The organism is Citrobacter sp. CK199, assembly GCF_030333285.1.
GTDB classification, from domain to species: domain Bacteria; phylum Pseudomonadota; class Gammaproteobacteria; order Enterobacterales; family Enterobacteriaceae; genus Citrobacter_B; species Citrobacter_B koseri.
In genome coordinates this window covers 184360-208328 of the sequence record NZ_JAOWGF010000027.1, presented here as the reverse complement: position 1 = coordinate 208328, position 23969 = coordinate 184360, and the positions used below count along the sequence as shown (strand labels likewise).

27 protein-coding genes, 1 other RNA gene and 1 pseudogene are annotated in these 23969 nt (G+C 53.5%); 15 read left to right on the top strand and 14 right to left on the bottom strand.

Annotated features, from left to right (window positions below; translation table 11 throughout):
* Positions 1–9: 9 nt before the first annotated feature.
* Positions 10–492 carry an OmpA family protein gene (locus tag OGX75_RS14910; protein ID WP_058667979.1) on the top strand — a complete coding sequence of 161 codons (483 nt, stop codon included), beginning with the start codon at positions 10–12 and terminating at the stop codon, positions 490–492.
* Positions 493–494: 2 nt separating this feature from the next.
* Here the strand turns inward: OGX75_RS14910 and OGX75_RS14905 are convergent, their stop codons facing one another.
* The 7 genes from OGX75_RS14905 to ffh all read right to left on the bottom strand — a co-directional run bounded on the left by OGX75_RS14905 (position 495) and on the right by ffh (position 6088).
* Positions 495–1853: a PepSY-associated TM helix domain-containing protein gene (locus OGX75_RS14905; RefSeq protein WP_286451366.1), complete on the bottom strand. Its 1359-nt coding sequence runs from the start codon at positions 1851–1853 to the stop codon at positions 495–497.
* Positions 1854–1916: 63 nt separating this feature from the next.
* Complete coding sequence (locus OGX75_RS14900; RefSeq protein ID WP_104869113.1) at positions 1917–2270, bottom strand: DUF2946 domain-containing protein; 354 nt, start codon at positions 2268–2270, stop codon at positions 1917–1919.
* A 190-nt stretch (positions 2271–2460) separates the two neighbouring features.
* Positions 2461–2808 (bottom strand): 50S ribosomal protein L19, encoded by a 348-nt coding sequence (gene rplS / locus OGX75_RS14895; RefSeq protein WP_012134695.1) that lies wholly within the window; start codon positions 2806–2808, stop codon positions 2461–2463.
* Between the two features lie 41 nt (positions 2809–2849).
* Positions 2850–3617: a tRNA (guanosine(37)-N1)-methyltransferase TrmD gene (trmD, locus tag OGX75_RS14890; protein ID WP_024130850.1), complete on the bottom strand. Its 768-nt coding sequence runs from the start codon at positions 3615–3617 to the stop codon at positions 2850–2852.
* 44 nt (positions 3618–3661) lie between these two features.
* Complete coding sequence (gene rimM / locus OGX75_RS14885) at positions 3662–4210, bottom strand: ribosome maturation factor RimM (RefSeq protein ID WP_024130851.1); 549 nt, start codon at positions 4208–4210, stop codon at positions 3662–3664.
* Between the two features lie 18 nt (positions 4211–4228).
* Positions 4229–4477, bottom strand: coding sequence for a 30S ribosomal protein S16 (gene rpsP / locus OGX75_RS14880; protein ID WP_012134698.1), 249 nt, complete (start codon positions 4475–4477; stop codon positions 4229–4231).
* A gap of 249 nt (positions 4478–4726) precedes the next feature.
* Positions 4727–6088 (bottom strand): signal recognition particle protein, encoded by a 1362-nt coding sequence (gene ffh / locus OGX75_RS14875; protein WP_012134699.1) that lies wholly within the window; start codon positions 6086–6088, stop codon positions 4727–4729.
* Positions 6089–6251: 163 nt separating this feature from the next.
* Here ffh and OGX75_RS14870 point away from each other — a divergent pair, with 163 nt between their 5' ends.
* Positions 6252–7043, top strand: coding sequence for a cytochrome C assembly family protein (locus OGX75_RS14870; protein ID WP_012134700.1), 792 nt, complete (start codon positions 6252–6254; stop codon positions 7041–7043).
* Between the two features lie 18 nt (positions 7044–7061).
* A complete protein-coding gene (locus tag OGX75_RS14865) occupies positions 7062–8348 on the top strand; it encodes an HlyC/CorC family transporter (RefSeq protein WP_047461874.1) in 1287 nt (428 codons plus the stop codon).
* A 52-nt stretch (positions 8349–8400) separates the two neighbouring features.
* On the opposite strand, the gene grpE is transcribed toward OGX75_RS14865, so the two are convergent.
* On the bottom strand, positions 8401–8994 hold the full coding sequence (gene grpE / locus OGX75_RS14860; protein ID WP_024130852.1) for a nucleotide exchange factor GrpE: 594 nt from the start codon (positions 8992–8994) through the stop codon (positions 8401–8403).
* Between the two features lie 123 nt (positions 8995–9117).
* Here grpE and nadK point away from each other — a divergent pair, with 123 nt between their 5' ends.
* The 3 genes from nadK (at position 9118) to bamE (ending at position 12237) form a co-directional block, all read left to right on the top strand.
* Positions 9118–9996 (top strand): NAD(+) kinase, encoded by an 879-nt coding sequence (gene nadK / locus OGX75_RS14855; protein ID WP_024130853.1) that lies wholly within the window; start codon positions 9118–9120, stop codon positions 9994–9996.
* 85 nt (positions 9997–10081) lie between these two features.
* Positions 10082–11743 (top strand): DNA repair protein RecN, encoded by a 1662-nt coding sequence (gene recN, locus OGX75_RS14850; protein WP_134769153.1) that lies wholly within the window; start codon positions 10082–10084, stop codon positions 11741–11743.
* Between the two features lie 149 nt (positions 11744–11892).
* Positions 11893–12237 (top strand): outer membrane protein assembly factor BamE, encoded by a 345-nt coding sequence (bamE, locus tag OGX75_RS14845; RefSeq protein WP_012134705.1) that lies wholly within the window; start codon positions 11893–11895, stop codon positions 12235–12237.
* A gap of 113 nt (positions 12238–12350) precedes the next feature.
* On the opposite strand, the gene OGX75_RS14840 is transcribed toward bamE, so the two are convergent.
* Positions 12351–12641 carry an RnfH family protein gene (locus OGX75_RS14840; protein ID WP_012134706.1) on the bottom strand — a complete coding sequence of 97 codons (291 nt, stop codon included), beginning with the start codon at positions 12639–12641 and terminating at the stop codon, positions 12351–12353.
* Positions 12631–13068 (bottom strand): type II toxin-antitoxin system toxin RatA, encoded by a 438-nt coding sequence (gene ratA / locus OGX75_RS14835; RefSeq protein ID WP_024130854.1) that lies wholly within the window; start codon positions 13066–13068, stop codon positions 12631–12633. Before ratA ends, OGX75_RS14840 begins: the two co-directional genes overlap by 11 nt.
* Positions 13069–13237: 169 nt before the next feature.
* On the opposite strand from ratA, the gene smpB reads away from it, so the two are divergent.
* Positions 13238–13720, top strand: a complete 483-nt coding sequence (gene smpB / locus OGX75_RS14830) for an SsrA-binding protein SmpB (RefSeq protein ID WP_012134708.1) — start codon at positions 13238–13240, stop codon at positions 13718–13720.
* A gap of 145 nt (positions 13721–13865) precedes the next feature.
* Positions 13866–14228: a transfer-messenger RNA gene (gene ssrA / locus OGX75_RS14825) on the top strand.
* A gap of 91 nt (positions 14229–14319) precedes the next feature.
* Here the strand turns inward: ssrA and OGX75_RS14820 are convergent.
* Positions 14320–15081 (bottom strand): BRO-N domain-containing protein, encoded by a 762-nt coding sequence (locus tag OGX75_RS14820; RefSeq protein ID WP_049011875.1) that lies wholly within the window; start codon positions 15079–15081, stop codon positions 14320–14322.
* 174 nt (positions 15082–15255) lie between these two features.
* Here OGX75_RS14820 and OGX75_RS14815 point away from each other — a divergent pair.
* The 6 genes and pseudogenes from OGX75_RS14815 to OGX75_RS14790 form a co-directional block, all read left to right on the top strand.
* Positions 15256–15453: pseudogene (locus OGX75_RS14815) on the top strand (DinI family protein); the annotation flags it as partial.
* Entirely contained in the window at positions 15450–15689 is a 240-nt protein-coding gene (locus OGX75_RS14810) for a hypothetical protein (RefSeq protein ID WP_286451365.1), read from the top strand. The pseudogene OGX75_RS14815 and the gene OGX75_RS14810, both read left to right, overlap by 4 nt.
* Before the next feature lie 356 nt (positions 15690–16045).
* Positions 16046–16660, top strand: coding sequence for a YagU family protein (locus OGX75_RS14805; RefSeq protein ID WP_024130867.1), 615 nt, complete (start codon positions 16046–16048; stop codon positions 16658–16660).
* A gap of 602 nt (positions 16661–17262) precedes the next feature.
* The gene (locus tag OGX75_RS14800) at positions 17263–17877 is read left to right on the top strand and encodes a methylthioribulose 1-phosphate dehydratase (protein WP_047461809.1); all 615 of its coding nucleotides are present in this window, start codon (positions 17263–17265) and stop codon (positions 17875–17877) included.
* Positions 17874–18563: an acireductone synthase gene (gene mtnC / locus OGX75_RS14795; protein ID WP_286451363.1), complete on the top strand. Its 690-nt coding sequence runs from the start codon at positions 17874–17876 to the stop codon at positions 18561–18563. The genes OGX75_RS14800 and mtnC overlap by 4 nt, the downstream gene beginning before the upstream one ends.
* Positions 18560–19102: a 1,2-dihydroxy-3-keto-5-methylthiopentene dioxygenase gene (locus OGX75_RS14790; protein WP_286451362.1), complete on the top strand. Its 543-nt coding sequence runs from the start codon at positions 18560–18562 to the stop codon at positions 19100–19102. Before mtnC ends, OGX75_RS14790 begins: the two co-directional genes overlap by 4 nt.
* A gap of 44 nt (positions 19103–19146) precedes the next feature.
* Here OGX75_RS14790 and mtnA read toward each other — a convergent pair whose 3' ends face one another.
* Positions 19147–20175, bottom strand: coding sequence for an S-methyl-5-thioribose-1-phosphate isomerase (mtnA, locus tag OGX75_RS14785; protein WP_058667982.1), 1029 nt, complete (start codon positions 20173–20175; stop codon positions 19147–19149).
* 105 nt (positions 20176–20280) lie between these two features.
* Here mtnA and mtnK point away from each other — a divergent pair, with 105 nt between their 5' ends.
* Positions 20281–21480 (top strand): S-methyl-5-thioribose kinase, encoded by a 1200-nt coding sequence (gene mtnK / locus OGX75_RS14780; RefSeq protein WP_024130868.1) that lies wholly within the window; start codon positions 20281–20283, stop codon positions 21478–21480.
* A gap of 90 nt (positions 21481–21570) precedes the next feature.
* Here the strand turns inward: mtnK and OGX75_RS14775 are convergent, their stop codons facing one another.
* Together OGX75_RS14775 and OGX75_RS14770 are read right to left on the bottom strand one after the other, a co-directional pair.
* Positions 21571–22812, bottom strand: a complete 1242-nt coding sequence (locus OGX75_RS14775) for an LVIVD repeat-containing protein (RefSeq protein WP_286451361.1) — start codon at positions 22810–22812, stop codon at positions 21571–21573.
* Positions 22813–22901: 89 nt separating this feature from the next.
* Positions 22902–23966, bottom strand: a complete 1065-nt coding sequence (locus OGX75_RS14770; RefSeq protein ID WP_198448572.1) for a sugar ABC transporter substrate-binding protein — start codon at positions 23964–23966, stop codon at positions 22902–22904.
* Positions 23967–23969: the final 3 nt, after the last annotated feature.

The following is a 23969-nucleotide window of genomic DNA, read 5'->3' as shown; positions in this document are numbered from 1 at the left end:
AATAGATATATGCTAAAGCGACTTTTCTCCCCGATCATTCTGATAGCGTTGATTCTGGCGGGTTGCCAGACGCCGCAGGGGAAATTTACGCCCGAACAAGTTGCGGCAATGAAATCCTATGGGTTTACTGAATCAGCAGGCGACTGGTCTCTGGGGCTGTCTGACAACATTTTATTTGATAAAAACGACTATAAGTTACGCCCGGAAAGCCAGCAGCAAATCCGCGAGATGGCCTCCAGGCTAGCAGCCACCGGGCTGAAACATGCCCGTATGGATGGCCATACTGACAACTACGGCGAAGACAGTTATAACGAAGCATTGTCGCTCAAGCGCGCCAATGTGGTTGCTGACGCCTGGGCCGAAGGCGCCAACATCCCTCGCAGCAATCTGACGACGCAGGGTTTAGGTAAAAAACACCCGGTCGCCAGCAATCAGAGCGCGAAAGGTCGTGCTGAAAACCGCCGCGTTGCCGTCGTCATCAGCACGCCGTAATGCTAGTCAACTGGCTGCGCAAGGGCGGCGCGAGACGTGCTGAACCAGCGCAGCCAGTCGATAACGATAAATACCAGCAGGCTGCCTCCCAGCACTGGCATCACCATCCCCAGGGCGACAGCCAGCACCAGAACCCCGCACCTTCCCGGCCAACCTAACGTAAGCCAACACTGCATCAGCGTTTGCGCCGGGTTAACGCCTGACCGGGCCGGTCGGCGAATCCACCACAGACGGTAGCCAATAATAATCATCAGGCAAAGCCCGATGCCGAAGGCGATCAGCAGTAACTGATTTGGCAGACCAAACAGTATACCCATATGGAAATCGACGCCCCAGCGCGTCAGCTTTGCCATAAGCGGAAAGTCAGCAAAATGCGTCCGGTCGATAACATGCAGGGTTGCGGCGTCTACTGATACCGCATCAACCTGTGTCGGCCAGCGGCGATCAATTTCAGTTACCGTCCAGCCATGTTGCGCATCTTTGGCCGGACGAATCTCCAGCTTTTTAGCATCAATTCCCGCCGTCTGCGCCGTATGCAGAACCGTATCAAACTGGCTGATATCCATATGCATAACCGGCATTTCCTGCCCTGCATGATGATCGGCATGTTCATCAGCAGAGTGTTCGTCGCCATAAAGCTGCGTATTCACCTGCGGCGTCAGCCAGCCAAAGGCCGCACGCATTTTATCCACGTTGCCTCCGGCCCACTGGGACCAGGTTAAACCGGTTGCCGAGAACAGCAGCATCCCCGCCAGCAGTAACCACCCCAGCATTACGTGTAAACGCCGGTTATTTTGCACCCGATTATTCAGCCGACGTTTTGGTCGGGTGAAATACCAGAGCATGATGCCGCCAGTCGCCGCAACCCACATCCAGGAGGCCGCCAGCTCGCTGTAAATTCGCCCGATATCCCCCAATAGCAAAGAGCGGTGAGCATAATCAATCCACTGACGCAGGGGCAAAATGCCACTGGTGCCATAGACCGTCATATCGCCTTTCACCGCCAGCGTCACTGGATCGATGAAAATCGCTCGGTTCTCAGAAGCGGCAAGTCCGGGGTCGGCAAACATCACCCGCGTCGTTGCGCCCTCTTCAAGAGCGGGACGAACGGCATGCAGTCGTAAATGCCCTCCCGTCACCTGTTGGGCAACAGCGATTTGCGCCGCCAGCGGTTTCCGCTCTCCTTGCTCTGTGCCCTGTAGCGCCGGTGCATAGAGCGCCTCTTCCAGTTGCGGCGTCGCAACGTAGAGCGTACCGGTTAAGGCCGCCACAAAGATAAATGGCCCGACAAACAGACCTGTGTAGAAATGAAAACGTCGCAGCAGGGTTATCCATGCCGCGCGCGGAGTGCAGGTTGTCATACTTTTCCTCAGAGAAAGCACACATGTGTCGTGACGCTTATGCGCACAAACGTATTGTTAGATTCAGGAAACAGCAGACCTGCGCGGCGGCGCGCGCGTATCGGGATAAAGCCAGGGGAAGAAATGCCAGTGTTTAACAACCGGGCGTGGCGGCGTCAGCTTTTGTCTGAGCAGCATCCCGGACAACAGGATGACCAGCGCCAGCATCAGGCCAGGAACATGGGTCAGGAGGACGCAATACCCGCACGCTTCACCGTGATCGACAGGCATCGGCATTGATGAAGACTGCCCATGATGTCCGTCATGTTCAGCCATCATACTCATGTCATGATGCATACCAGGCATGGCGCTCATGGGATCTTTTTGCAACGAGACGGAGATAAGCGGCGCCACCACGATCAGCAGGATCGCAAACATCGCGAGCCATGTCGCGTTGCGTTGATACGCAGGCTGACGAAATGTACCGATAACCACTGCCCCTCCCGTAACGAACGGGCATTGTAAATGATTTATGAACTAATGGTTAACGTTGTGAGCTTCACGAAGATAAAAAAAGGGCCAGCCAACTGGCCAGCCCTTTCTTACAGGATGTCGCCTGAGCGATATCTTAGTTAAGACGCTCTTTAATACGAGCAGCCTTACCAGTACGCTCACGCAGGTAGTACAGTTTAGCTTTACGAACGGCACCACGACGTTTAACAGCAATGCTGTCAACTACCGGAGAGTGAGTCTGGAAGACACGCTCAACGCCTTCGCCGTTGGAAATTTTACGAACAGTGAATGCAGAGTGCAGACCGCGGTTACGAATAGCGATAACCACGCCCTCGAATGCCTGCAGACGTTTTTTGGAACCTTCAACAACCCATACTTTCACTTCCACGGTATCACCCGGACGGAAGGAAGGTACGTCCTGCTTCATCTGCTCTTGTTCAAGTTGCTTAATAATGTTGCTCATAATTTAATCTCTTATCCTGGGTAAACTGATATTTGGGGGTCTCAGACCAGCCCATCATGTTTATGTTGCTGTTGTGCGTGTTCCGTTTTGAACTCCGCCAGCAACCTTGCTTGCTCTTCAGTCAGAGCCAGGTTTTCCAGAAGTTCAGGTCTTCTAAGCCAGGTTCGGCCCAGCGACTGTTTCAAACGCCAGCGACGTATCTCAGCATGGTTTCCTGACAGCAATACTGCCGGTACTTCCATCCCTTCCAACACTTCAGGTCGAGTATAGTGTGGACAGTCCAGTAATCCGTCGGCAAAGGAATCTTCGATTGCCGAAGCCTCATGACCCAGAACCCCCGGAATGAACCGGGAAACGGAGTCAATCAGCGTCATTGCTGGTAACTCACCACCACTGAGTACGTAATCGCCGATTGACCATTCTTCGTCAATTTCGGTTTGAATCACGCGCTCATCTATTCCTTCGTAGCGACCGCACACCAGAATCAGTTTCTGATTCGTTGCCAGTTCGCTGACGCCCGCTTGATCAAGCTTGCGTCCCTGAGGTGACAGATAGATCACCTTAGCGCCTTCACCCGCCGCGCTTTTTGCTGCATGAATGGCGTCCCGCAAGGGTTGCACCATCATTAACATCCCCGGTCCGCCGCCGTAAGGACGATCGTCCACGGTACGGTGCCGGTCATGCGTGAAATCACGAGGACTCCAGCTCTGGATGCTCAGCAGGCCATTTTTTACTGCCCGGCCAGTTACCCCGTAATCGGTAATTGCGCGGAACATTTCAGGAAACAGGCTAACGATACCTATAAACACAAGCCAATCCCCATAACGCCGACTTTTACCGTTTATCCGGTGGTTTAAAAACCAGGATCCCAATCTACTTCGATAGTACGAGTAGCGAGATCGACTTTCTTGATAACCTGCCCATCGAGGAACGGCACAAGACGTTCCTTGATACCAAACGCATCTTTCAGGTTTGCCTTGATAACGATGACGTCATTCGAACCGGTTTCCATCATATCGACGACTTTACCGAGATCGTAGCCTTCAGTGGTCACTACCTGGCAGCCCATAAGGTCTTTCCAGTAGTAGGAACCATCTTCCAGCGCTGGCAACTGCGAGGAATCCACGACAATTTCGCAATTAGTCAGTAGATTCGCCGAATCACGATCGTCAACGCCTTTCAGCTTGATGATCAGATCCTGATTGTGGTGCTTCCAGCTTTCCAGCTGTACTTGCTGCCACTGACCCGCCTTCTGGATAAACCAGGGCTGATAGTCAAAAATGCTTTCGGCGTCTTCGGTGGAAGAAAACACTCTGAGCCACCCACGAATACCGTAAGACGACCCCATTTTCCCCAAAACGATGGGTTCAACGGGCGCTTGCGCAGTGAGTTGCTTGCTCATCATGACCACCGTGACAGATTAAGCTGCTTTGTTTGCTGCTTTGATCAGCGCTGCAACGCGATCAGAAATAGTCGCGCCCTGGCCAACCCAGTGAGCGATGCGATCCAGATCCAGGCGGGTGCCTTCTTCTTTTTCGCTGGCGATCGGGTTGAAGAAGCCAACGCGCTCAATGAAGCGACCGTTGCGTGCATTACGGCTGTCGGTAACAACAACCTGGTAGAACGGACGCTTTTTAGCGCCGTGACGAGCTAAACGAATAGTAACCATAACATCCTCTTGTGTGAATAAAACACCCAGGCCCCATCGAGGAACGGAGCCCGGGTGTCATATTAAAAGCCCGAAAATTTTACTGATTTCTGGGGAAAATGCAATCAGCAGTTGATAACTCTGCTATAAAAGGCCGTCGGCGGTGCAGGCAGTTCGGTGCCGGCGTGCGCGCAGCCACCGGAGCGTACACGCAGTACGTGAGGATGGCGAGCACACCCCGGTGCCGAAATGGCAAACAAGCCAGGCTGATTAACGACCCGGGAAGCCTGGCGGCATCATACCCTTCATGCCACGCATCATCTTCGCCATCCCGCCTTTCTTCATTTTCTTCATCATGCGCTGCATGTCGTCGAACTGTTTCAGAAGACGGTTAACGTCCTGTACCTGCATGCCACAACCGGCTGCGATACGGCGTTTACGGGAACCTTTGATGATTTCTGGCTTCGCGCGCTCTTTCAGCGTCATCGAGTTGATGATCGCCTCCATCCGCACCAGCACCTTGTCATCCATCTGCGATTTCACGTTGTCAGGAATCTGGCCCATGCCCGGCAGCTTGCCCATCAGGCTCGCCATACCGCCCATGTTTTTCATCTGGTTGAGCTGTTCGAGGAAATCGTTCAGATCAAAGCCGTCGCCTTTTTTCAGTTTGCTGGCTAATTTCTCAGCCTGCGCGCGGTCAACTTTGCTTTCAATATCTTCGATCAGCGACAGCACGTCGCCCATGCCGAGAATACGGGACGCGATACGATCCGGGTGGAACGGCTCCAGCGCTTCGGTTTTCTCGCCAACGCCGAGGAATTTAATCGGCTTGCCGGTGATATGACGAATAGAGAGCGCGGCACCGCCACGGGCGTCACCGTCGACTTTCGTCAGCACCACGCCGGTCAACGGCAGCGCTTCGTTAAACGCTTTCGCGGTATTTGCGGCATCCTGACCGGTCATCGCATCGACGACAAACAGGGTCTCTACCGGATTAATAGAAGCGTGGACCTGTTTGATTTCGTCCATCATCGCTTCATCGACGTGCAGGCGACCGGCGGTATCCACCAGCAGCACGTCGTAGAATTTGAGTTTCGCTTCTTTCAGCGCGGCATTGACGATATCAACCGGCTTCTGACCGACGTCAGACGGGAAGAAATCGACGTCAACCTGCTGCGCCAGGGTTTCCAGCTGTTTGATCGCCGCCGGGCGATAAACGTCGGCAGAGACGACCAGCACTTTCTTCTTGTGCTTCTCGCGCAGGAATTTACCCAGCTTACCGACGCTGGTGGTTTTACCGGCGCCCTGCAAGCCCGCCATCAGCACGACGGCTGGCGGCTGCGCGGCCAGATTCAGGGTCTGGTTCTCTTCGCCCATCGCCGCAACCAGTTCGTTGCGCACAATCTTGACGAACTCCTGCCCCGGCGTCAGGCTCTTGTTAACTTCATGACCAACCGCTTTCTCTTTTACGCGATTGATAAACTCTCGCACTACAGGAAGCGCAACGTCAGCCTCCAGCAGCGCCATGCGCACTTCGCGCAGCGTCTCTTTAACGTTGTCTTCAGTAAGGCGTCCACGGCCACTGATATTGCGCAGCGTGCGCGACAAACGATCGGTTAAATTATCAAACATTGTCTCTCGCCTGGGGTGGAAACGGTTGGTCGCTAGCGCGACACATATACAGAATTTTGTCGCAGTATAACATGAAGCCGCCTTTGTTGTTATGCAACGGTTGGAGCAGCGGTCACGTAACGCTATACTGCTTCTCTCTCACTGGCCAACTGTCGACACTCCTATGCCCGTTTTTGCTTTACTCGCTCTTGTCGCCTATTCCATCAGCCTCGCGCTGATCGTTCCTGCTTTGCTGCAAAAAAACAGCGGCTGGCGGCGTATGGCTATCCTTTCTGCGGTCATCGCGCTGGTGTGCCATGCTTTTGCGCTGGAAGCCCGAATCCTGCCCGGCGGCGAAAGCGGTCAAAATCTGAGCCTGCTGAACGTCGGTTCGCTGGTCAGCCTGATGATTTGTACCGTCATGACAATTGTCGCTTCACGCAATCGCGGCTGGCTGCTGCTGCCTGTTGTCTACGCCTTTGCATTGATTAACCTGGCCTTCGCCACGTTCATGCCGAACGAGTACATCACCCACCTCGAAGCCACGCCAGGTATGATGATACACATCGGCCTGTCGCTGTTCGCTTACGCCACATTGATCATTGCCGCGTTGTATGCGTTGCAGCTGGCATGGATCGACTATCAGCTCAAAAACAAAAAGCTGGCGTTCAATAATGAAATGCCCCCGCTGATGAGCATTGAGCGCAAAATGTTTCACATCACGCAGATTGGCGTGGTGCTGCTGACGCTCACGCTGTGTACTGGCCTGTTTTACATGCATAACCTGTTCAGCATGGAAAATATCGACAAAGCCGTTCTCTCTATCGTGGCATGGTTTGTCTATATTGTTCTGTTGTGGGGACATTACCACGAAGGCTGGCGCGGACGTCGGGTCGTATGGTTTAACGTCGCGGGCGCAGGCATTCTGACGCTGGCCTATTTTGGCAGCCGCGTATTGCAGCAGTTTGTAAGCTAAGTCTTAAAGGAGCCCCCCCTGGAACATATCTCCACTACCACGCTGATCGTCACACTGATCATCATGGTGGTTATTTCAGCCTATTTTTCCGGTTCCGAAACCGGCATGATGACGCTGAACCGCTATCGTCTTCGCCACCTGGCAAAACAGGGCAACCGTCCGGCAAAGCGCGTGGAAAAACTACTGCGCAAGCCGGACCGACTGATAAGCCTGGTTCTGATCGGTAATAACCTGGTCAATATTCTCGCCTCAGCCATCGGCACCATCGTCGGTATGCGTCTGTACGGTGATGCGGGCGTGGCAATTGCCACCGGCGTACTGACGTTTGTCGTCCTCGTATTTGCGGAAGTGCTGCCGAAAACCATCGCCGCGCTGTACCCGGAAAAAGTGGCCTACCCCAGCAGTTTTCTGCTGGCGCCTTTGCAGGTGCTGATGATGCCGCTGGTCTGGTTGCTTAACACCATTACCCGGCTGCTGATGCGTATGATGGGCATTAAAACGGATATCGTCATCAGCGGCTCTCTGAGTAAAGACGAACTGCGTACGCTCGTGAATGAATCCCGCTCGCAAATCTCCCGCCGCAACCAGGACATGCTGCTCTCAGTGCTGGATCTGGAAAAGGTCAGCGTGGATGACATCATGGTGCCGCGCAACGAAATTATCGGCATTGATATCAATGACGACTGGAAATCGATCGTCCGCCAGCTTTCTCACTCGCCGCACGGGCGCATTGTGCTTTACCGCGACTCGCTGGATGACGCCATCAGCATGCTGCGCGTACGCGAAGCCTGGCGGTTAATGTCCGAGAAAAAAGAGTTCACTAAAGAGACCATGCTGCGCGCCGCCGATGAGATCTACTTCATCCCGGAAGGCACGCCGCTCAGCACGCAGCTGGTAAAATTTCAGCGTAATAAAAAGAAAGTCGGGCTGGTGGTCAACGAATACGGGGATATTCAGGGGCTGGTGACGGTCGAAGATATTCTGGAAGAGATTGTCGGCGACTTCACTACCTCGATGTCGCCAACGCTGGCGGAAGAGGTCACGCCGCAGAATGACGGTTCAGTGATTATCGACGGCAGCGCCAACGTGCGGGAAATCAACAAAGCCTTTAACTGGCACCTGCCGGAAGACGATGCGCGGACGGTAAACGGCGTGATTCTGGAAGCGCTGGAAGAGATCCCCATCGCCGGAACGCGCGTGCGCATTGGCCAGTACGATATCGATATTCTCGACGTCCAGGACAATATGATTAAGCAGGTTAAAGTCTTGCCGGTGAAACCGTTGCGGGAGAGTATCTCAGAATAATGCTGTAGGCCGGGTACGGCGAACGCCGCCACCCGGCACTACGGATGGCAAATTACGCTTTCGCCTTCGCCACCGTCACCATCGCCGCGCGAATGGTACGACCATTCAGCGTATAGCCTTTCTGCATAATGCCCAGCACGTTACCCGGGGTAACATCCTCAGACTCCACCATCGCAATCGCCTGATGCACGTTCGGATCCAGCGGTACGTTGGTGTCAGCAATCACCTCTACGCCGAACTTACGCACGACATCCAGCATGGATTTCAGCGTCAGCTCAATGCCTTCGACCATTGACGCCATATCTGGATTCGCTTTATCCGCCACTTCCAGCGCACGATCCAGGCTATCGATAACCGGCAACAGCTCATTGACGAATTTTTCCAGCGCGAACTTATGCGCCTTTTCTACGTCCAGTTCGGTACGACGGCGCAGGTTTTCCATTTCCGCTTTGATACGTAACACGCTGTCACGTTCGCGATTCTGGGCTTCAGCAAGCTGCGCTTCCAGATTCGCAATTTTTTCATCGCGCGGATCCACCTGCTCAGCAGAAGCGTCTGATTCAACCGCCTCAACTTCTTCGTGCTGATCCATGATAATTTCTTCCGGGGCTTGCCCCTCAGGCGTTTTCTGTTCTTTACTACTCATGAATTTCTCCGCGTTTTTTTTCGCATTCATCTCGCTAACTTCGCTTATTATGGGGATCAGATTCAGGGTTTCAAGGGAAGCACTCACATTGTCATCAATCTTCGCTACAAGGACCTCGAGAAAATGAACAATCATTTCAAGTGTATTGGCATTGTGGGACATCCACGTCACCCCACTGCACTGACGACACATGAAATGCTCTACCGCTGGCTATGCACAAAAGGTTACGAGGTCATCGTGGAGCAGCAGATCGCCCACGAATTACAGCTGAAAAATGTAAAAACCGGCACGCTGGCGGAAATTGGTCAACTGGCGGATCTCGCCGTCGTTGTCGGCGGGGATGGCAATATGCTCGGCGCGGCGCGCACGCTGGCGCGCTATGACATCAAAGTGATCGGCATTAACCGTGGCAATCTCGGCTTCCTGACCGACCTTGACCCGGACAACGCCCTGCAACAACTCGCGGACGTACTGGAAGGCCATTATATCGCCGAGAAACGCTTTTTACTGGAAGCTCAGGTCTGCCAGCAAAACTGCCAGAAACGCATCAGTACCGCCATCAATGAAGTCGTGCTGCACCCGGGAAAAGTGGCGCACATGATTGAATTTGAAGTGTATATCGACGAAACCTTCGCCTTTTCTCAGCGTTCCGATGGCCTGATCATCTCCACGCCGACCGGTTCCACCGCCTATTCACTCTCGGCGGGCGGCCCCATTCTGACGCCGTCGCTGGACGCCATCACGCTGGTGCCGATGTTCCCGCACACCCTATCCGCACGCCCGTTAGTCATTAACGGCAGCAGCACGATTCGTTTGCGTTTCTCACACCGCCGTAGCGACCTTGAAATCAGTTGCGACAGTCAGATTGCCCTGCCCATACAGGAAGGCGAAGATGTATTGATCCGCCGCTGTGACTACCATCTGAACCTGATACACCCTAAAGATTACAGTTATTTCAACACATTAAGCACAAAATTAGGCTGGTCAAAAAAATTATTCTAATTTAACGCCGCCCTCTTTACTGTATAAAAAACCAGTTTATACTGTATGTAATCACAGTTATGGTTTTTCATACAGGAAAACAGCTATGTTGGCACAACTGACCATCAGCAATTTTGCTATCGTTCGTGAACTTGAGATCGATTTCCAGAGCGGAATGACCGTCATTACCGGTGAAACCGGCGCGGGTAAATCTATTGCGATTGATGCGCTCGGCTTGTGTCTGGGTGGCCGTGCAGACGCCGACATGGTGCGGGTGGGAGCAACCCGCGCAGACCTGTGCGCCCGCTTCTCACTGAAAGATACGCCAGCAGCGCTGCGCTGGCTGGAAGAAAACCAACTGGAAGAAGGGCGTGAGTGCTTACTTCGCCGCGTCATTAGCAGCGACGGTCGCTCCCGCGGCTTCATCAACGGCACCGCCGTGCCTCTCTCCCAGTTACGGGAACTGGGCCAGTTGCTCATTCAAATTCACGGCCAGCATGCGCATCAGCTACTGACCAAGTCTGAACATCAAAAATCCCTGCTCGACGGCTACGCCAACGAAGCGCTTCTGATTCAGGAAATGTCCTCACGCTATCAACTGTGGCATCAAAGCTGCCGCGATCTGGCGCATCATCAACAGCAAAGCCAGGAACGCGCCGCACGTATGGAGCTGCTGCAATATCAGTTGAAAGAACTGAACGAATTTAACCCGCAGCCCGGTGAGTTTGAGCAAATTGATGAAGAATATAAACGACTGGCAAACAGCGGCCAGTTGCTGACGACCAGCCAGAATGCGCTGACGTTGCTTGCTGATGGCGAAGACGTCAATCTGCAAAGCCAGCTGTACACGGCAAAACAGTTAGTCACCGAACTAACGGGCATGGACAGCAAACTGTCTGGCATTCTGGATATGCTGGAAGAGGCCACAATCCAGATAACTGAGGCCAGCGACGAACTGCGTCACTATTGCGATCGTCTGGATTTAGACCCCAATCGCCTGTTCGAACTTGAGCAGCGCATTTCTAAGCAGATTTCACTGGCGCGTAAACATCACGTCAGCCCGGAAGCGCTGCCGCAGTTTTATCAGTCACTGCTCGAAGAACAGCAGCAGCTTGACGATCAGGCCGACTCACTGGAAACCCTGACGCTGGCGGTGAACAAACATCGCCAGCAGGCGCTGGAGACGGCAAAAGCGCTGCATACTCAGCGTCAGCATGACGCGCAGGAACTGGGGCAGTTGATCACCGAAAGCATGCATGCGCTGTCGATGCCGCATGGCCAGTTCACTATTGATGTGAAATTTGATGAGCATCATCTGAGCAGCGACGGTGCCGACCGCGTAGAGTTTAAAGTCACCACAAACCCGGGTCAGCCATTGCAGCCAATCGCAAAGGTCGCTTCCGGGGGCGAACTGTCCCGTATCGCGCTGGCAATCCAGGTCATTACCGCCCGTAAAATGGAAACCCCGGCGCTCATTTTCGATGAAGTCGATGTCGGTATCAGCGGCCCTACTGCGGCCGTTGTCGGTAAACTGCTGCGCCAGTTAGGTGAGTCGACTCAGGTAATGTGCGTCACCCACCTTCCGCAAGTTGCCGGTTGTGGTCATCAGCACTTCTTTGTCAGCAAAGAAACGGACGGCGCCATGACCGAAACGCATATGCAGCCGCTGGATAAACGCTCGCGGTTACAGGAGCTGGCTCGTTTACTTGGCGGCAGCGAAGTGACGCGTAATACCCTCGCAAATGCGAAAGAACTGTTGGCTGCGTAAACTTTTTTGACCCTTTAAGGTCTGAGTACAAAACAAAATCGCCGTAAGACCCGACACCAAAAGGTTTTAAAGTGGTGAAAGGTCTATTATCATCGGCATATTACATATGAGCCGCGTACTGCTCGGGCCCGAAAAGGAATCAAATCACTATGCGCTGTAAAACGCTGACTGCTGCCGCAGCAGTACTACTGATGTTGACCGCAGGCTGTTCCACTCTGGAGCGAGTGGTTTACCGCCCTGACATCAACCAGGGGAACTATCTGACCGCTAACGATGTCGCCAAAGTGCGCGTCGGTATGACGCAACAGCAGGTTGCTTATGCTTTGGGTACACCGATGATGTCCGATCCTTTTGGCACTAACACATGGTTCTATGTGTTCCGTCAGCAACCGGGTCATGAAGGCGTAACGCAACAAACCTTAACGCTGACCTTTAACAGCAACGGCGTGTTGACCAACATCGACAATAAGCCAGCGTTGACCGACAACAAGTAAGATTGTTTTCTGGTGTTAAAAAAGGTGCCATTGGCACCTTTTTTAATTATTGACGAACCTGAACCCGCTTTGCCGAAAGAATGTAGGCCTGATAAGCGTTCAGGCATCCATGATTATTTATTTGCCGATTTCTCCGCTCGCTGTCTGCGCAACTCTTTTGGATCGGCAATCAGCGGTCGATAGATCTCTACCCGATCGCCGTCATGAACCACGTCGGCAAGTTTTGTCGGACGGCTATAGATACCGACTTTGTTTTTAGCGAGATCGATATCGGTGCGCAGTTCCAGCAAACCGGAAGCACGAATCGCCTCTTCAACCGTCGCGCCTTCCTGCAACGTCACACGCTGTAAATACTGTTTCTCGGGCAGCGCATACGCCACTTCGACGACAATTTTAGCCGACACTGTAAACCTCTTTGGCCCGAACGGTGAACGCCTGCACCATATTAGAAGCCAGCTCTTTAAAGACGCGGCCAAACGCCAGTTCAATTAACTTGTTGGTGAACTCAAAATCGAGGTGGAACTCGATGCGGCACGCTTCCTGGCTGAGCGGCGTAAATTTCCACCCGCCAATCAACTTTTTGAAAGGGCCATCGACCAGATGCATCAGGATGCTCTGGTTATTCGTCAACTGGTTACGTGTCGTGAATGTTTTGCTGATCCCTGCCTTAGACACATCCACGGCCGCCGTCATCTGACCCGGCGTCGATTCCAGCACACGGCTGCCGACGCATCCCGGCAAAAACTGAGGGTAGGACTGAACATCATTCACTAACTTATACATCTGTTCCGCGCTATAAGGGACTAAAGCGGTCCGGCTAATCTGAGGCATAGCAATTTCCATCAACATAAATCGAACAAATAATACCATTTATCCCCAGGTAAAAAAAACGCTATACCTCAACAGGGCCTACGCAGGTTCATGCTAAGATAACGCCTTATCCCCCGCAGGATGAAATGGGGTGTTTTTCGATTTCAGATTACCTATACTGAGCGGCATTATGACGAAGAAAAAAGCACACAAACCTGGCTCAGCCACTATTGCGTTGAATAAGCGCGCCCGACACGAATACTTTATTGAAGAAGAGTTCGAAGCTGGACTCGCCCTGCAAGGTTGGGAAGTTAAATCCCTGCGCGCGGGCAAAGCGAATATTAGCGATAGCTATGTCCTTCTCAGGGATGGCGAAGCGTACCTGTTCGGCGCAAACTTTACGCCAATGGCCGTCGCCTCAACGCACGTCGTGTGCGACCCTACCCGCACCCGTAAATTGCTACTGAACCAACGCGAACTCGACTCCCTGTACGGACGCGTCAATCGTGAAGGTTATACCGTCGTCGCGCTTTCACTGTACTGGAAGAACGCCTGGTGCAAAGTGAAAATCGGCGTCGCAAAAGGTAAGAAACAGCATGATAAACGCTCAGACCTGAAAGAGCGTGAGTGGCAACTGGATAAAGCCCGCATCATGAAGAATGCAGGCCGCTAAACGTTCCCTGATAACATCGCTTTCGTTGCTGGCTATTTAAGCAAATCGTTCCATCACGCGAAATGAGCGGTAAATCCTTGAAGATAAGGAAAATCGGGGGCTGGTCACGCGTGTCACAACTCTGTTATACTTAACGTAACACATTGGGGCTGATTCTGGATTCGACGGGATTTGCGAAACCCAAGGTGCATGCCGAGGGGCGGTTGGCCTCGTAAAAAGCCGCAAAAAATAGTCGCAAACGACGAAAACTACGCTTTAGCAGCTTAATAACCTGCTCTGAGCCCTCTCTCCCTAGCTTCCGCTCTTAAGACGGGGATCAAAGAGAGGTCAAACCCAAAAGAGATCGCGTGGATGCCCTGCCTGGGGTTGAAGCGTTAAAACTAATCAGGCTAGTTTGGTAGTGGCGTGTCCGTCCGCAGGTGCCAGGCGAATGTAAAGACTGACTAAGCATGTAGTACCGAGGATGTAGGAATTTCGGACGCGGGTTCAACTCCCGCCAGCTCCACCAAAATTCTCCATCGGTGATTACCAGAGTCATCCGATGAAGTCCTAAGAGCCCGCACGGCGCAAGCCCTGCGGGCTTTTTTGTTCTCGTTAGCTCAAGGCCGAATTCTTGCCTCAATGACTTTTTGGTACAGTGTGATTGCTTCATCAACCAGAGCCAATGGATAGCAGGTGTTGATATTAATCCCAGAAGGACATTTAATCTTCTCGGCACCAGTTTCACTACGGAGTTTCTCACACCACTGCCAAATCTCCTCGACAGAATATCCCTCAAGCTCAAGTTCTAACAGGCGTTGCGGAACACTTCTGAATTTTGATAAATCCCTTAAACTTTCTAACGAGTTAACTTTTAGTTCAACCTGGTTAACCCGGCTCTCGAGTTCTTCGCGCCTTTCAATCTCTATCACTAAAGCTTGAACTGTTTGCTGAAGACTATTTGCGAAAGCACTCAGTTCCGAACGTTCCTGCTTAGGAGGGGGCGGATAAACACCAAACTCACGAATTGAGGGCAGAACACTATGAAAGAGCCAGCGTTGAAATTTTTTCCCTGCTGCTGTCGTATCTTGAGCAAGGACCCTGTATAAACCAGGCTCAGTCAGGAAAGTTTCAGAAATCGTCTCGCCATCTACAATAAGAGGAAGGTTTCTGAATTCATCTGGATCCAGCGTCTTAATTACTGCTTTAAGAACAGTTATAAGGCTTTGGGATGTTTTACCATCAAGCTTTCTGTTTTCTGCTGAAAGTGTCTTCAAAACGTCCGAGAGTGAAACAAAAAGTTGTCCTTTTTCGTTCATACTACGAATGTAATTTTCGCCACACTCCCCTTCGTAGCAAAGTTGTAACAAGTTTTTCTGCACGCCCCCCTCCTTAGTTTTTTTGAATATACCGTCGGCAGCAATATTGTCATGGGTATAGTAATAAGTCACATTTTCCTACAAAACTGAGAAATCGTACACTTGGAATGAATTACTCCCCATCCCCACGCAGTTCAAAAAACAACCAACCCCACATCACCAACCCCTTCATTCCCCTTACCGGGCGCAAGAAACATCATTCTTAACGAGCTGACAAAGCGCGTACACCGGATCTTCCCCGACGCCGACGTGAGAGTTAAGCCAATGCAGGCTAACGCATTAAACAGCGACAGCACAAAGACCGAAAAAGAACGACTTAACCGTATGCTGGAAGAGATGTTTGAAGAAGCCGATATGTGGCTGGTGAACGAATGATGAGCATGGACAACATGATTATTGCCAGGGTAAGAATATATTTCCCGCCTGGCACCGATCTCCCTGTTCCAACGCCTGAACTCAGGACATTTGCCATCATCAGCAAAGACCTGCCTGGACATCTGGTGCTTGAGTACAAAAACAGGCAGTGGGTTCCTGTACTGACCCGGCTTTTTGATGATTCAGCACATGCGATTTCAGCTATAACAAGCCTGAGCAAAAAGACGTGGCATTAATACTTAAAACACATTGATCCGTCATGCCGGGAAGATACAATCCGCGGCGGCTGGCAACCCTTCTATATTCGACTATCGAACGATCGCCAGCTGTCCGTACCATGCTCTTCCATGCGGCGTGGTTGCTACTCTATTAATTCTACTGATGAGAATATTGCTGTAGATCGCATACGACCTTGCCGCTCTCACCACTTTCACAGCCTTCCTGTTACACCATATAAAGCAACTCAATTGGGAATTTCCAGTTACTGACGCAAATACGGAACATACAATCACATACACATCTTTACATTTGGTGGTTTTCATGAATACTACTAAATGATTATGTTAACACGATGAAATTCAACGGATGAAATATGAATATATTTGAACAAACTCCACCAAACCGCAGGCGTTATGGCCTGGCTGCATTTATTGGGTTAATCGCTGGTATCGTATCAGCATTTGTTAAATGGGGCGCTGAAGTACCTTTGCCACCCCGCAGTCCGACTGATATGTTCACTGCTGCATGCGGGCCGGAATCATTAATCAGGGCTGCCGGGCAAATTGACTGTTCCCGCAATTTCCTGAATCCCCCTTATATTTTCCTTCGTGACTGGATGGGGCTTGCTGATCCTAACGCTGCCGTCTACACCTTTGCCGGGCATGTGTTTAACTGGGTTGGTGTAACACACATCATCTTTTCGATTGTCTTCGCAGTGGGTTACTGTGTTGTTGCTGAAGTTTTCCCCAAAATTAAACTCTGGCAGGGTTTGCTGGCTGGTGCACTGGCACAGCTTTTCGTACATATGATTTCCTTCCCTCTCATGGGGCTGACTCCACCTTTGGTTGACCTTCCATGGTATGAGAATGTATCCGAAATTTTTGGACATTTAATCTGGTTCTGGTCCATCGAAATTATCCGTCGGGATCTGCGTAACAGGATTACTCATCAACCGGACCCGGAGATCCCTTTGGGAACAAGCCGGTGACAAATTCTTAATGTGGTAAAATGGCGCAAACACAGCGCCATTTTTTAGTATCCATTTACTGAACTCCTGAGTTGCCTGTTTTAATCTCTCGCTAATCCCCTCTTCCCGGCTCTGACATTCCTGTTCTGTGAAAAAGAGAATAAACCACTTTCCATCCGTGCACCCGAATGTTCTTAATATCAAGGAGGAGATTTATGTCTGGTATCTGAGTCTGTTAAATAACATGATAAAAAACCGCGCACTTCCTGCATTGCTTTCCCTGAACATTTAAGCAGCCCACCGGCACCTTGCCGATCAATACCTGTAGTGGTTTAGGGATGCCCCCTCCGGGCACAAAGCGGCCTGAACGAAGGGCTATCAGGTCTGCTATGGGCGACAAACCTACAACTTCCATTGAAAGCATCAATCAATACGCAAAACTCCCGCCCTTGACAAACTCAACCACCTCCCCCACCAAGTCACACTGCCACCAGGACAATGTTGTTGCTCCTGCCCGGAAGAGTTGTGTTGCTGCTGCCGTAACACGATGTTAGCATTTGGCAATCAAGACGCTTAGATGTCTAAAAACTCCATTCCTGACCCCGAGAGAGGCTAAAAGGAAGATGACAGATAATCTGCAACTCACACAACTGGTCGAGACCTGCCGCTGGATAGGGGCAAAAGGCTGGGCTCCTGCCACTGGCGGCAATATGTCTGTCCGCCAGGACGACGCATTTTGCTGGCTCAGCGAGTCGGGAAAAGATAAAGGCAACCTGACTACCGACGATTTTTTGCAGGTGGAAATCGCCACCAGTCACGCACCGTCCGGTCGCAAACCATCGGCGGAGACCGGGCTGCATACCCTGATTTATCGCCTCTTTCCCCAGGCAAACGCGGTGTTGCACGTCCACACCGTCAACGCCACGGTACTCTCGCGCATCGTTAAAACGCCGGAGCTATATATCAGCGGTTTTGAAATGCAAAAGTCGCTTAGCGGGCAAACCACCCATCTTGATACCGTCTGCGTGCCGGTGTTCGACAACGACCAGGATATCGACGCGCTGGCATCACGTATTGCGCATTACGCGCAAGAGCGTTCTCTGAATTACGGTTTTCTTCTGCGCGGTCATGGCTTAACCTGCTGGGGACGCTCAGTGGAGGAGGCCCGCCGTCATCTGGAGGGGCTGGAATTTTTATTTGAATGCGAAATGCGTTTGCGACAACTGGAGAGATTATGATTCGCGCGATTGTGACGGATATTGAAGGCACCACCAGCGATATCCGTTTTGTTCACAATGTTCTGTTCCCCTATGCGCGCGAGCGGCTGGCGGCGTTTGTCACCGCCCGGCAGTATGCCGAACCGGTAAAATCAATTCTTGATAATCTGCGCAACGAGATTGCCCGACCGGACGCCAGTACCGCAGAACTTATCGAAACGCTTTTCGCCTTTATGGATGAAGATCGCAAATCAACGGCGCTAAAAGCCCTGCAAGGCATTATCTGGCACGATGGTTACGTCAATGGCGACTTTACCGGTCATCTCTACCCGGACATTCTGCCAGCGCTGGAGAAATGGAAAGCACAAGGCATTGATCTCTATGTTTATTCCTCCGGCTCAGTCGCGGCGCAGAAACTGTTATTTGGCTATAGCGACGAAGGTGATATTACTCATCTGTTCAGCGGCTATTTTGATACCCATATCGGCGCAAAGCGAGAAACGCAGTCATACCGCAATATCGCGTCGTATATCGGCGTCGCGCCGTCGCAAATCCTGTTCCTCTCCGATGTATATCAGGAGCTGGACGCTGCTGAAGAGGCGGGTCTTCGCACCCTGCAACTGATTCGTGGCGAGGGTGATGGCGCCAGCCGCCACCACCAGGTACATCAATTCGACGACATTAACCCGGAGCAGATCCTTTCATGAGCGCATTGACTATTTATTCCGATAAAGACGCCAGCCAGCCCCAGTGGCACAGTACCGACGCCGCAGAGATCGCCCAACAGCTCAACGCGAAAGGCGTCCGCTTCGAACGCTGGGTTACAGACCGCGACTTAGGCCAGGCCCCCGCGCCAGAAACGGTGATCACCGCCTATCAACATGCGATTGATAAGCTGGTTGCCGAGAAAGGCTATCAGAGCTGGGATGTGATCAGCCTGCGCGCCGACAATCCACAAAAAGAGGCGCTGCGTGCAAAGTTTCTCAATGAACACACCCACGGCGAAGATGAAGTGCGATTCTTCGTTGAAGGCGCAGGACTGTTTTGCCTGCACATTGGCGACCAGGTTTACCAGGTGCTGTGTGAGAAAAACGATCTGATTTCAGTGCCCGCCGGTACGCCGCACTGGTTTGATATGGGCTCCGAGCCAAACTTTACCGCGATCCGTATTTTCGATAACCCGGAAGGCTGGGTGGCGCAGTTTACCGGCGACGCCATTGCGGATGCCTATCCGCGCCTGCTTTAACGATCTGGCCGGGCGACGCTATCGTACGCCAGGCCTGCTCTGCATCAGGCCGCCTCCGTCCTGAAAACCCCCTTCGCCACGTCTTCTGGCGTCACCACACCGCTATCCAGCACCCAGCCGCTAATCAGCGCTGCTGGCGTCACGTCAAACGCCGGGTTATAGACCTGCGCATTTTCCGGCGCCCACTGTACCGCACCAAAACTGCCCGCCACGCCGGTGACTTCTCCTGCTGCGCGCTGCTCAATCGGGATTGCGTCGCCATTCGGGCAGTGGGGGTCCAGCGTGGTTTGCGGCGCGGCAACGTAAAACGGAATACCGTGGAATTTCGCCAGCACCGCCAGCGAATAGGTGCCGATTTTATTCGCCACATCGCCATTTGCGGCAATACGGTCGGCCCCTACCCACACCGCGTCCACCAGCCCTTTCGCCATCAGGCTGGCAGCCATTGAGTCGGTAATCAGTTGATAGGGAACCCCCAGTTCGCCCAGCTCCCAGGCGGTGAGTCTGCCGCCCTGCAATAACGGGCGCGTTTCATCCACCCAGACATTTTGCACGTTGCCCTGTGCATACGCGCGGGCAATCACCCCCAGCGCCGTCCCCGTGCCCGCTGTCGCCAGCCCGCCGGTGTTGCAGTGGGTCAGCAGACGGCTGCCCGGCTTCACCAGTGCACTTCCCGCACGCGCGATATCGTCACAGAGTTGTTTGTCTTCATCGATCAGACGCAGCGCTTCCGCCGCCAGCGCCGGAACAAAGTCTTCTTGCCCCAGCGCCTGCTTCATGCGATCGAGATTGTTCATCAGATTGACCGCCGTCGGGCGCGCAGCGCGCAGCGTTTCCAGCGCTATCGCCAGTTCATCCCGGCGATAGCCTGACTCCGCCAGCAGCGCCAGTAGCAGACTGGCGGAAAGACCAATCAGCGGCGCACCGCGCACGCGCAGCGCGTGAATATGCCCTACCAGCGCTTCTACCGTTGAGGCATCCAGCCAGCGTTTCTCCTGCGGAAGCGCCTGCTGATCGAGAATAAATAATTGATTATCCGCCACTCGCAGGCTGGTCGTCTGTAATGTCTGCATGTCGTTAATTCTCTGTTGCGTTGTTGTATCACATTGTGTCAGGATGAATTACAGATGTATAGACGTCTACATGTCTTTATTAGTGAAATGAGTGAGGAACAGGCAATGTCGCAATACCGTACCTTTACCGCCCAGGATGCCGTGGAATACGCCCGAACGTTTGGCGGCATCGATGATCCATCCACACTGGTAGAGGCGCAGGAGGTGGGCGACGGCAACCTTAATCTGGTGTTTAAGATTTTCGATACCACTGGCGTAAGCCGCATCGTCGTCAAACAGGCACTGCCTTACGTGCGCTGCGTCGGCGAGTCCTGGCCGCTGACGCTGGATCGCGCTCGTCTTGAAGCGCAAACGCTGGTGGCGCATTACCAGCACTGCCCGCAGCATACGGTGAAAATCCACCATTTCGACCCTGAACTGGCGGTGATGGTGATGGAAGATCTCTCCGACCATAACATCTGGCGCGGCGAACTGATTAAAGGCGCCTGGTATCCGCAGGCGGCACGCCAGCTCGGCGAATATCTGGCGCAAACGCTGTTTCATACCAGCGATTTTTATCTCCACCCGCATGACAAAAAAGCGCAGGTGGCGACATTTATTAACCCGGAGATGTGTGAGATCACCGAAGATCTGTTCTTCAACGATCCCTACCAGATCCACGAGCGCAACAGCTATCCTGCGGAGATCGAAGGCGACGTCGCCGCACTGCGCAGTGACGCTCAGCTTAAGCTGGCGGTGGCGGCGCTCAAACATCGTTTCTTCTCCCATGCCGAAGCGCTGCTGCACGGCGATATCCACAGCGGCTCGATCTTTGTCGCCGACGGTCGCCTGAAAGCCATCGACGCCGAGTTCGGCTACTTTGGGCCGATAGGCTTTGATGTGGGCACCGCCATCGGCAACCTGCTGCTGAACTTCTGCGGCCTGCCGGGCCATCTGGGCATTCGCGACGCCGCCGCCGCGCGCGAGCAGCGCCTGACGGATATTCAGGAGCTGTGGAACACCTTTGCTGAACGTTTTCAGGTGCTGGCGACGGAGAAAACCCGCGACGCGGCGCTACGCGCGCCGGGCTACGCGTCGGAATTTCTGAAAAAAGTCTGGGCGGACGCCATCGGCTTTTGCGGCACTGAGCTGATTCGCCGCAGCGTCGGGCTGTCGCACGTAGCTGATATCGATACCATTCAGGATGCGGAAATGCGCCATGAATGCCTGCGCCATGCCATTACCCTCGGAAAAGCGCTGATTGTGATTGCCGACCGGATTGAGAGCGTGGAAGCGCTGATCGCGCGGGTGCGGCAGTACAGCTAAGTGCGGGCCGTTTGCCCGGTGGCGCTACGCTTACCGGGCCTACGATCCGAATGCAGGCCGGGTAAGGCGAAGCCGCCACCCGGCAAATACTTACCCCAGATACTCAATCACCGATAACCCGCCGTTGTAATCCGTGCTGTAGATAATCCCCCGCGCATCGACAAACACGTCGCAGGACTGGATCACCTGCGGGCGATTTGGCCGCGTATCCATCATCGTCTCAGGCGCCGCAGGCACCAGCGCGCCGGTCTCTACCGGACGATAAGGATTGGAAATATCATAAGCGCGCACCCCTGCGTTCTGGTAAGTGGCGAAAATCAGCGTCGAGCTAATAAAGCTGCCAGGGCGGTTTTCGTGCAGGTTATGCGGCCCGAAGTGCGCTCCTTTCGCCACGTAATCAGCCTCATCCGGCTGCGGGAAGGTGGCGATGCTCACCGGATTCGACGGCTCGCGGATATCAAACAGCCAGATCAGCTTTTCGCCGTCTTCCTGATTGTCGAGCACCGCTTCGTCCAGCACCACCAGCAGATCGCGGTCCGGCAGCGGCAGCGCAGTGTGTGTGCCGCCGCCAAACGGCGGGCTCCAGTTGCGATGGCTAATCAGTTTCGGCTGCGTGCGATCTTTCACGTCCAGCAGCGTCAGACCACCGTCACGCCAGCTACCATAGGCGGTATCGCCAGCGATAATCGCGTGATGCAGCGCATAGCGTTTGCCCTCCGGCCAGTCTGGCGTCTCTCCCGCCGCCTGATTCATCCCTGGCAACCACCAGCGCCCGGTCACCTCTGGCTTACGCGGATCGGCCAGATCGATGGTCAGGAAGATGTAATCGGTGAAACCGTCGATCAGCGCCGAGACGTAGGCCCAGCGTCCGCCGACGTACCAGATGCGGTGAATGCCAATCCCATTCAGGGAAAGAAAACCGATTTCACGCGGTTTATCCGGCGTGGAAATATCAAACACGCGCAGCCCTGCGCTCCAGCCCCGGTCCTGCACGTCGCTGACCGTCTCACCGACCTGCCGCGTGTAGTAGACCTTTTCATCGGCAAAGCGGGCATCGGCGAACAAATCGCGGGCGTTAATCACCAGCAGCAGATCGTCATGCGCCTGCAAATGCACGTTCCAGGTGCCTGGCGGTGCAGGCACATAGCCCGCCGCCCGTGGGTTTTTCGGGTCACGCACGTCAACAATCGAAAACCCCTGCGACACCATATGGCCAATATAGGCAAAACCGCGATGTACCATCAGCTGTACGCCGTCCGGGCGACCGCCCTGGTCGCTATGGCCAATCAGCCGCATATTGCGGCTATAGTCGGGGCGCGGTAATTCAGTCACCTTAATCTCCTTTTGCCAAACGGCGTCACCGCCTTATCCGGCCTACAGGGAGCGCATTGTAGGCCCGGTAAGCGCAGCGCCACCGGGCATTATTTATTCTTCGCTTCAAGCGTCGCAAACCACGGCGCAATAAAGTCTTCCGTCTGGCCCCAGCCCGGAATGATTTTGCCTAATGAGGCGACGTTAACCGCCCCCGGCTGCGCTGCCAGCAGCGCCTGCGGAATGGCTGCGGCTTTAAAATCGTAAGTGGCAGGCGTAGGTTCACCGGCAATCTTATTGGCAATCAGCCGCACGTTGGTGGCGCCAATCAGTTTCGGGTCAACCGCCACGCTCACCTTCCACGGGCTGCCCGCCTCGCGCATCAGTTGCAAATCCTGGTTGGAGATATCGATGCTGTAGAGCTTAATCTCAGTGCGGCCGTTCTCTTTCAGCGCTTTGTACGCCCCCTGGCTAAAGGCGTCCCAGGTTCCCCAGATAGCGTCGATTTTCCCTTTCGGGTATTTCGCCAGCACCGCGCCCACTTTGTTGGCGGTATCGCCCTGCACGTCGGAAGAGACCGCGCCGATAGACTCCAGCTCTTTAATCCCCGGATTGTCCTTCAGCATTTGCTGATAAGCCGCCTGGCGGCGCTCCATCGGCGGGAAACCGGCGACCCACAGCTTGATAATATTGGCTTTACCGTTGAAATCTTTTACCAGTTGTCCGAAGGAGAGATGGGTCAGCGAGGCGTCATCCTGCTGAGTTACCGTCACGCCCGGGATCTCACCGTTGACGGCGGTATCAAACACCGCCACTTTGATCCCGGCATCTACCGCTTTCTTCACCAGCGCGGTGGAGTACGGATCGCGCCCCTGAGAGAGAATAATGCCGTCATACTTCTGGCTGATCGCCTGGTTAACGAAATCCTGGAATTTCGCGTCGTCGCCGTTGCTTAAAAAGGTGCTGACCTTAAAGCCGAGCTTTTTCCCCTCCTGAATCGCGCCCGCAACGAACTGGGTCGTGTTGTCATCAGAGCCAAGGTTGCGGATCACCGCAATGCGAACCGGGCCATTATGCCCGGCAATGGCCTCTGGCACCGGCGCAGGCGTTGCCGCATAGCCCGGCAGCGAACTCAGTAATCCCAGCGCCAACAAAGAAAGTGCAGTTTTTTTCATTAT

Excerpts from the sequence above, each read along its gene's own strand:
- OGX75_RS14910 (WP_058667979.1), top strand. The coding sequence starts at position 10 with ATGCTAAAGCGACTTTTCTCCCCGATCATTCTGATAGCGTTGATTCTG.
- OGX75_RS14905 (WP_286451366.1), bottom strand. The coding sequence starts at position 1,853 with ATGACAACCTGCACTCCGCGCGCGGCATGGATAACCCTGCTGCGACGT.
- OGX75_RS14900 (WP_104869113.1), bottom strand. The coding sequence starts at position 2,270 with ATGTTTGCGATCCTGCTGATCGTGGTGGCGCCGCTTATCTCCGTCTCG.
- rplS (WP_012134695.1), bottom strand. The coding sequence starts at position 2,808 with ATGAGCAACATTATTAAGCAACTTGAACAAGAGCAGATGAAGCAGGAC.
- rimM (WP_024130851.1), bottom strand. The coding sequence starts at position 4,210 with ATGAGCAAGCAACTCACTGCGCAAGCGCCCGTTGAACCCATCGTTTTG.
- rpsP (WP_012134698.1), bottom strand. The coding sequence starts at position 4,477 with ATGGTTACTATTCGTTTAGCTCGTCACGGCGCTAAAAAGCGTCCGTTC.
- ffh (WP_012134699.1), bottom strand. The coding sequence starts at position 6,088 with ATGTTTGATAATTTAACCGATCGTTTGTCGCGCACGCTGCGCAATATC.
- OGX75_RS14870 (WP_012134700.1), top strand. The coding sequence starts at position 6,252 with ATGCCCGTTTTTGCTTTACTCGCTCTTGTCGCCTATTCCATCAGCCTC.
- grpE (WP_024130852.1), bottom strand. The coding sequence starts at position 8,994 with ATGAGTAGTAAAGAACAGAAAACGCCTGAGGGGCAAGCCCCGGAAGAA.
- nadK (WP_024130853.1), top strand. The coding sequence starts at position 9,118 with ATGAACAATCATTTCAAGTGTATTGGCATTGTGGGACATCCACGTCAC.
- recN (WP_134769153.1), top strand. The coding sequence starts at position 10,082 with ATGTTGGCACAACTGACCATCAGCAATTTTGCTATCGTTCGTGAACTT.
- bamE (WP_012134705.1), top strand. The coding sequence starts at position 11,893 with ATGCGCTGTAAAACGCTGACTGCTGCCGCAGCAGTACTACTGATGTTG.
- ratA (WP_024130854.1), bottom strand. The coding sequence starts at position 13,068 with ATGCCTCAGATTAGCCGGACCGCTTTAGTCCCTTATAGCGCGGAACAG.
- smpB (WP_012134708.1), top strand. The coding sequence starts at position 13,238 with ATGACGAAGAAAAAAGCACACAAACCTGGCTCAGCCACTATTGCGTTG.
- OGX75_RS14810 (WP_286451365.1), top strand. The coding sequence starts at position 15,450 with ATGATGAGCATGGACAACATGATTATTGCCAGGGTAAGAATATATTTC.
- OGX75_RS14805 (WP_024130867.1), top strand. The coding sequence starts at position 16,046 with ATGAATATATTTGAACAAACTCCACCAAACCGCAGGCGTTATGGCCTG.
- OGX75_RS14800 (WP_047461809.1), top strand. The coding sequence starts at position 17,263 with ATGACAGATAATCTGCAACTCACACAACTGGTCGAGACCTGCCGCTGG.
- mtnC (WP_286451363.1), top strand. The coding sequence starts at position 17,874 with ATGATTCGCGCGATTGTGACGGATATTGAAGGCACCACCAGCGATATC.
- OGX75_RS14790 (WP_286451362.1), top strand. The coding sequence starts at position 18,560 with ATGAGCGCATTGACTATTTATTCCGATAAAGACGCCAGCCAGCCCCAG.
- mtnA (WP_058667982.1), bottom strand. The coding sequence starts at position 20,175 with ATGCAGACATTACAGACGACCAGCCTGCGAGTGGCGGATAATCAATTA.
- mtnK (WP_024130868.1), top strand. The coding sequence starts at position 20,281 with ATGTCGCAATACCGTACCTTTACCGCCCAGGATGCCGTGGAATACGCC.
- OGX75_RS14770 (WP_198448572.1), bottom strand. The coding sequence starts at position 23,966 with ATGAAAAAAACTGCACTTTCTTTGTTGGCGCTGGGATTACTGAGTTCG.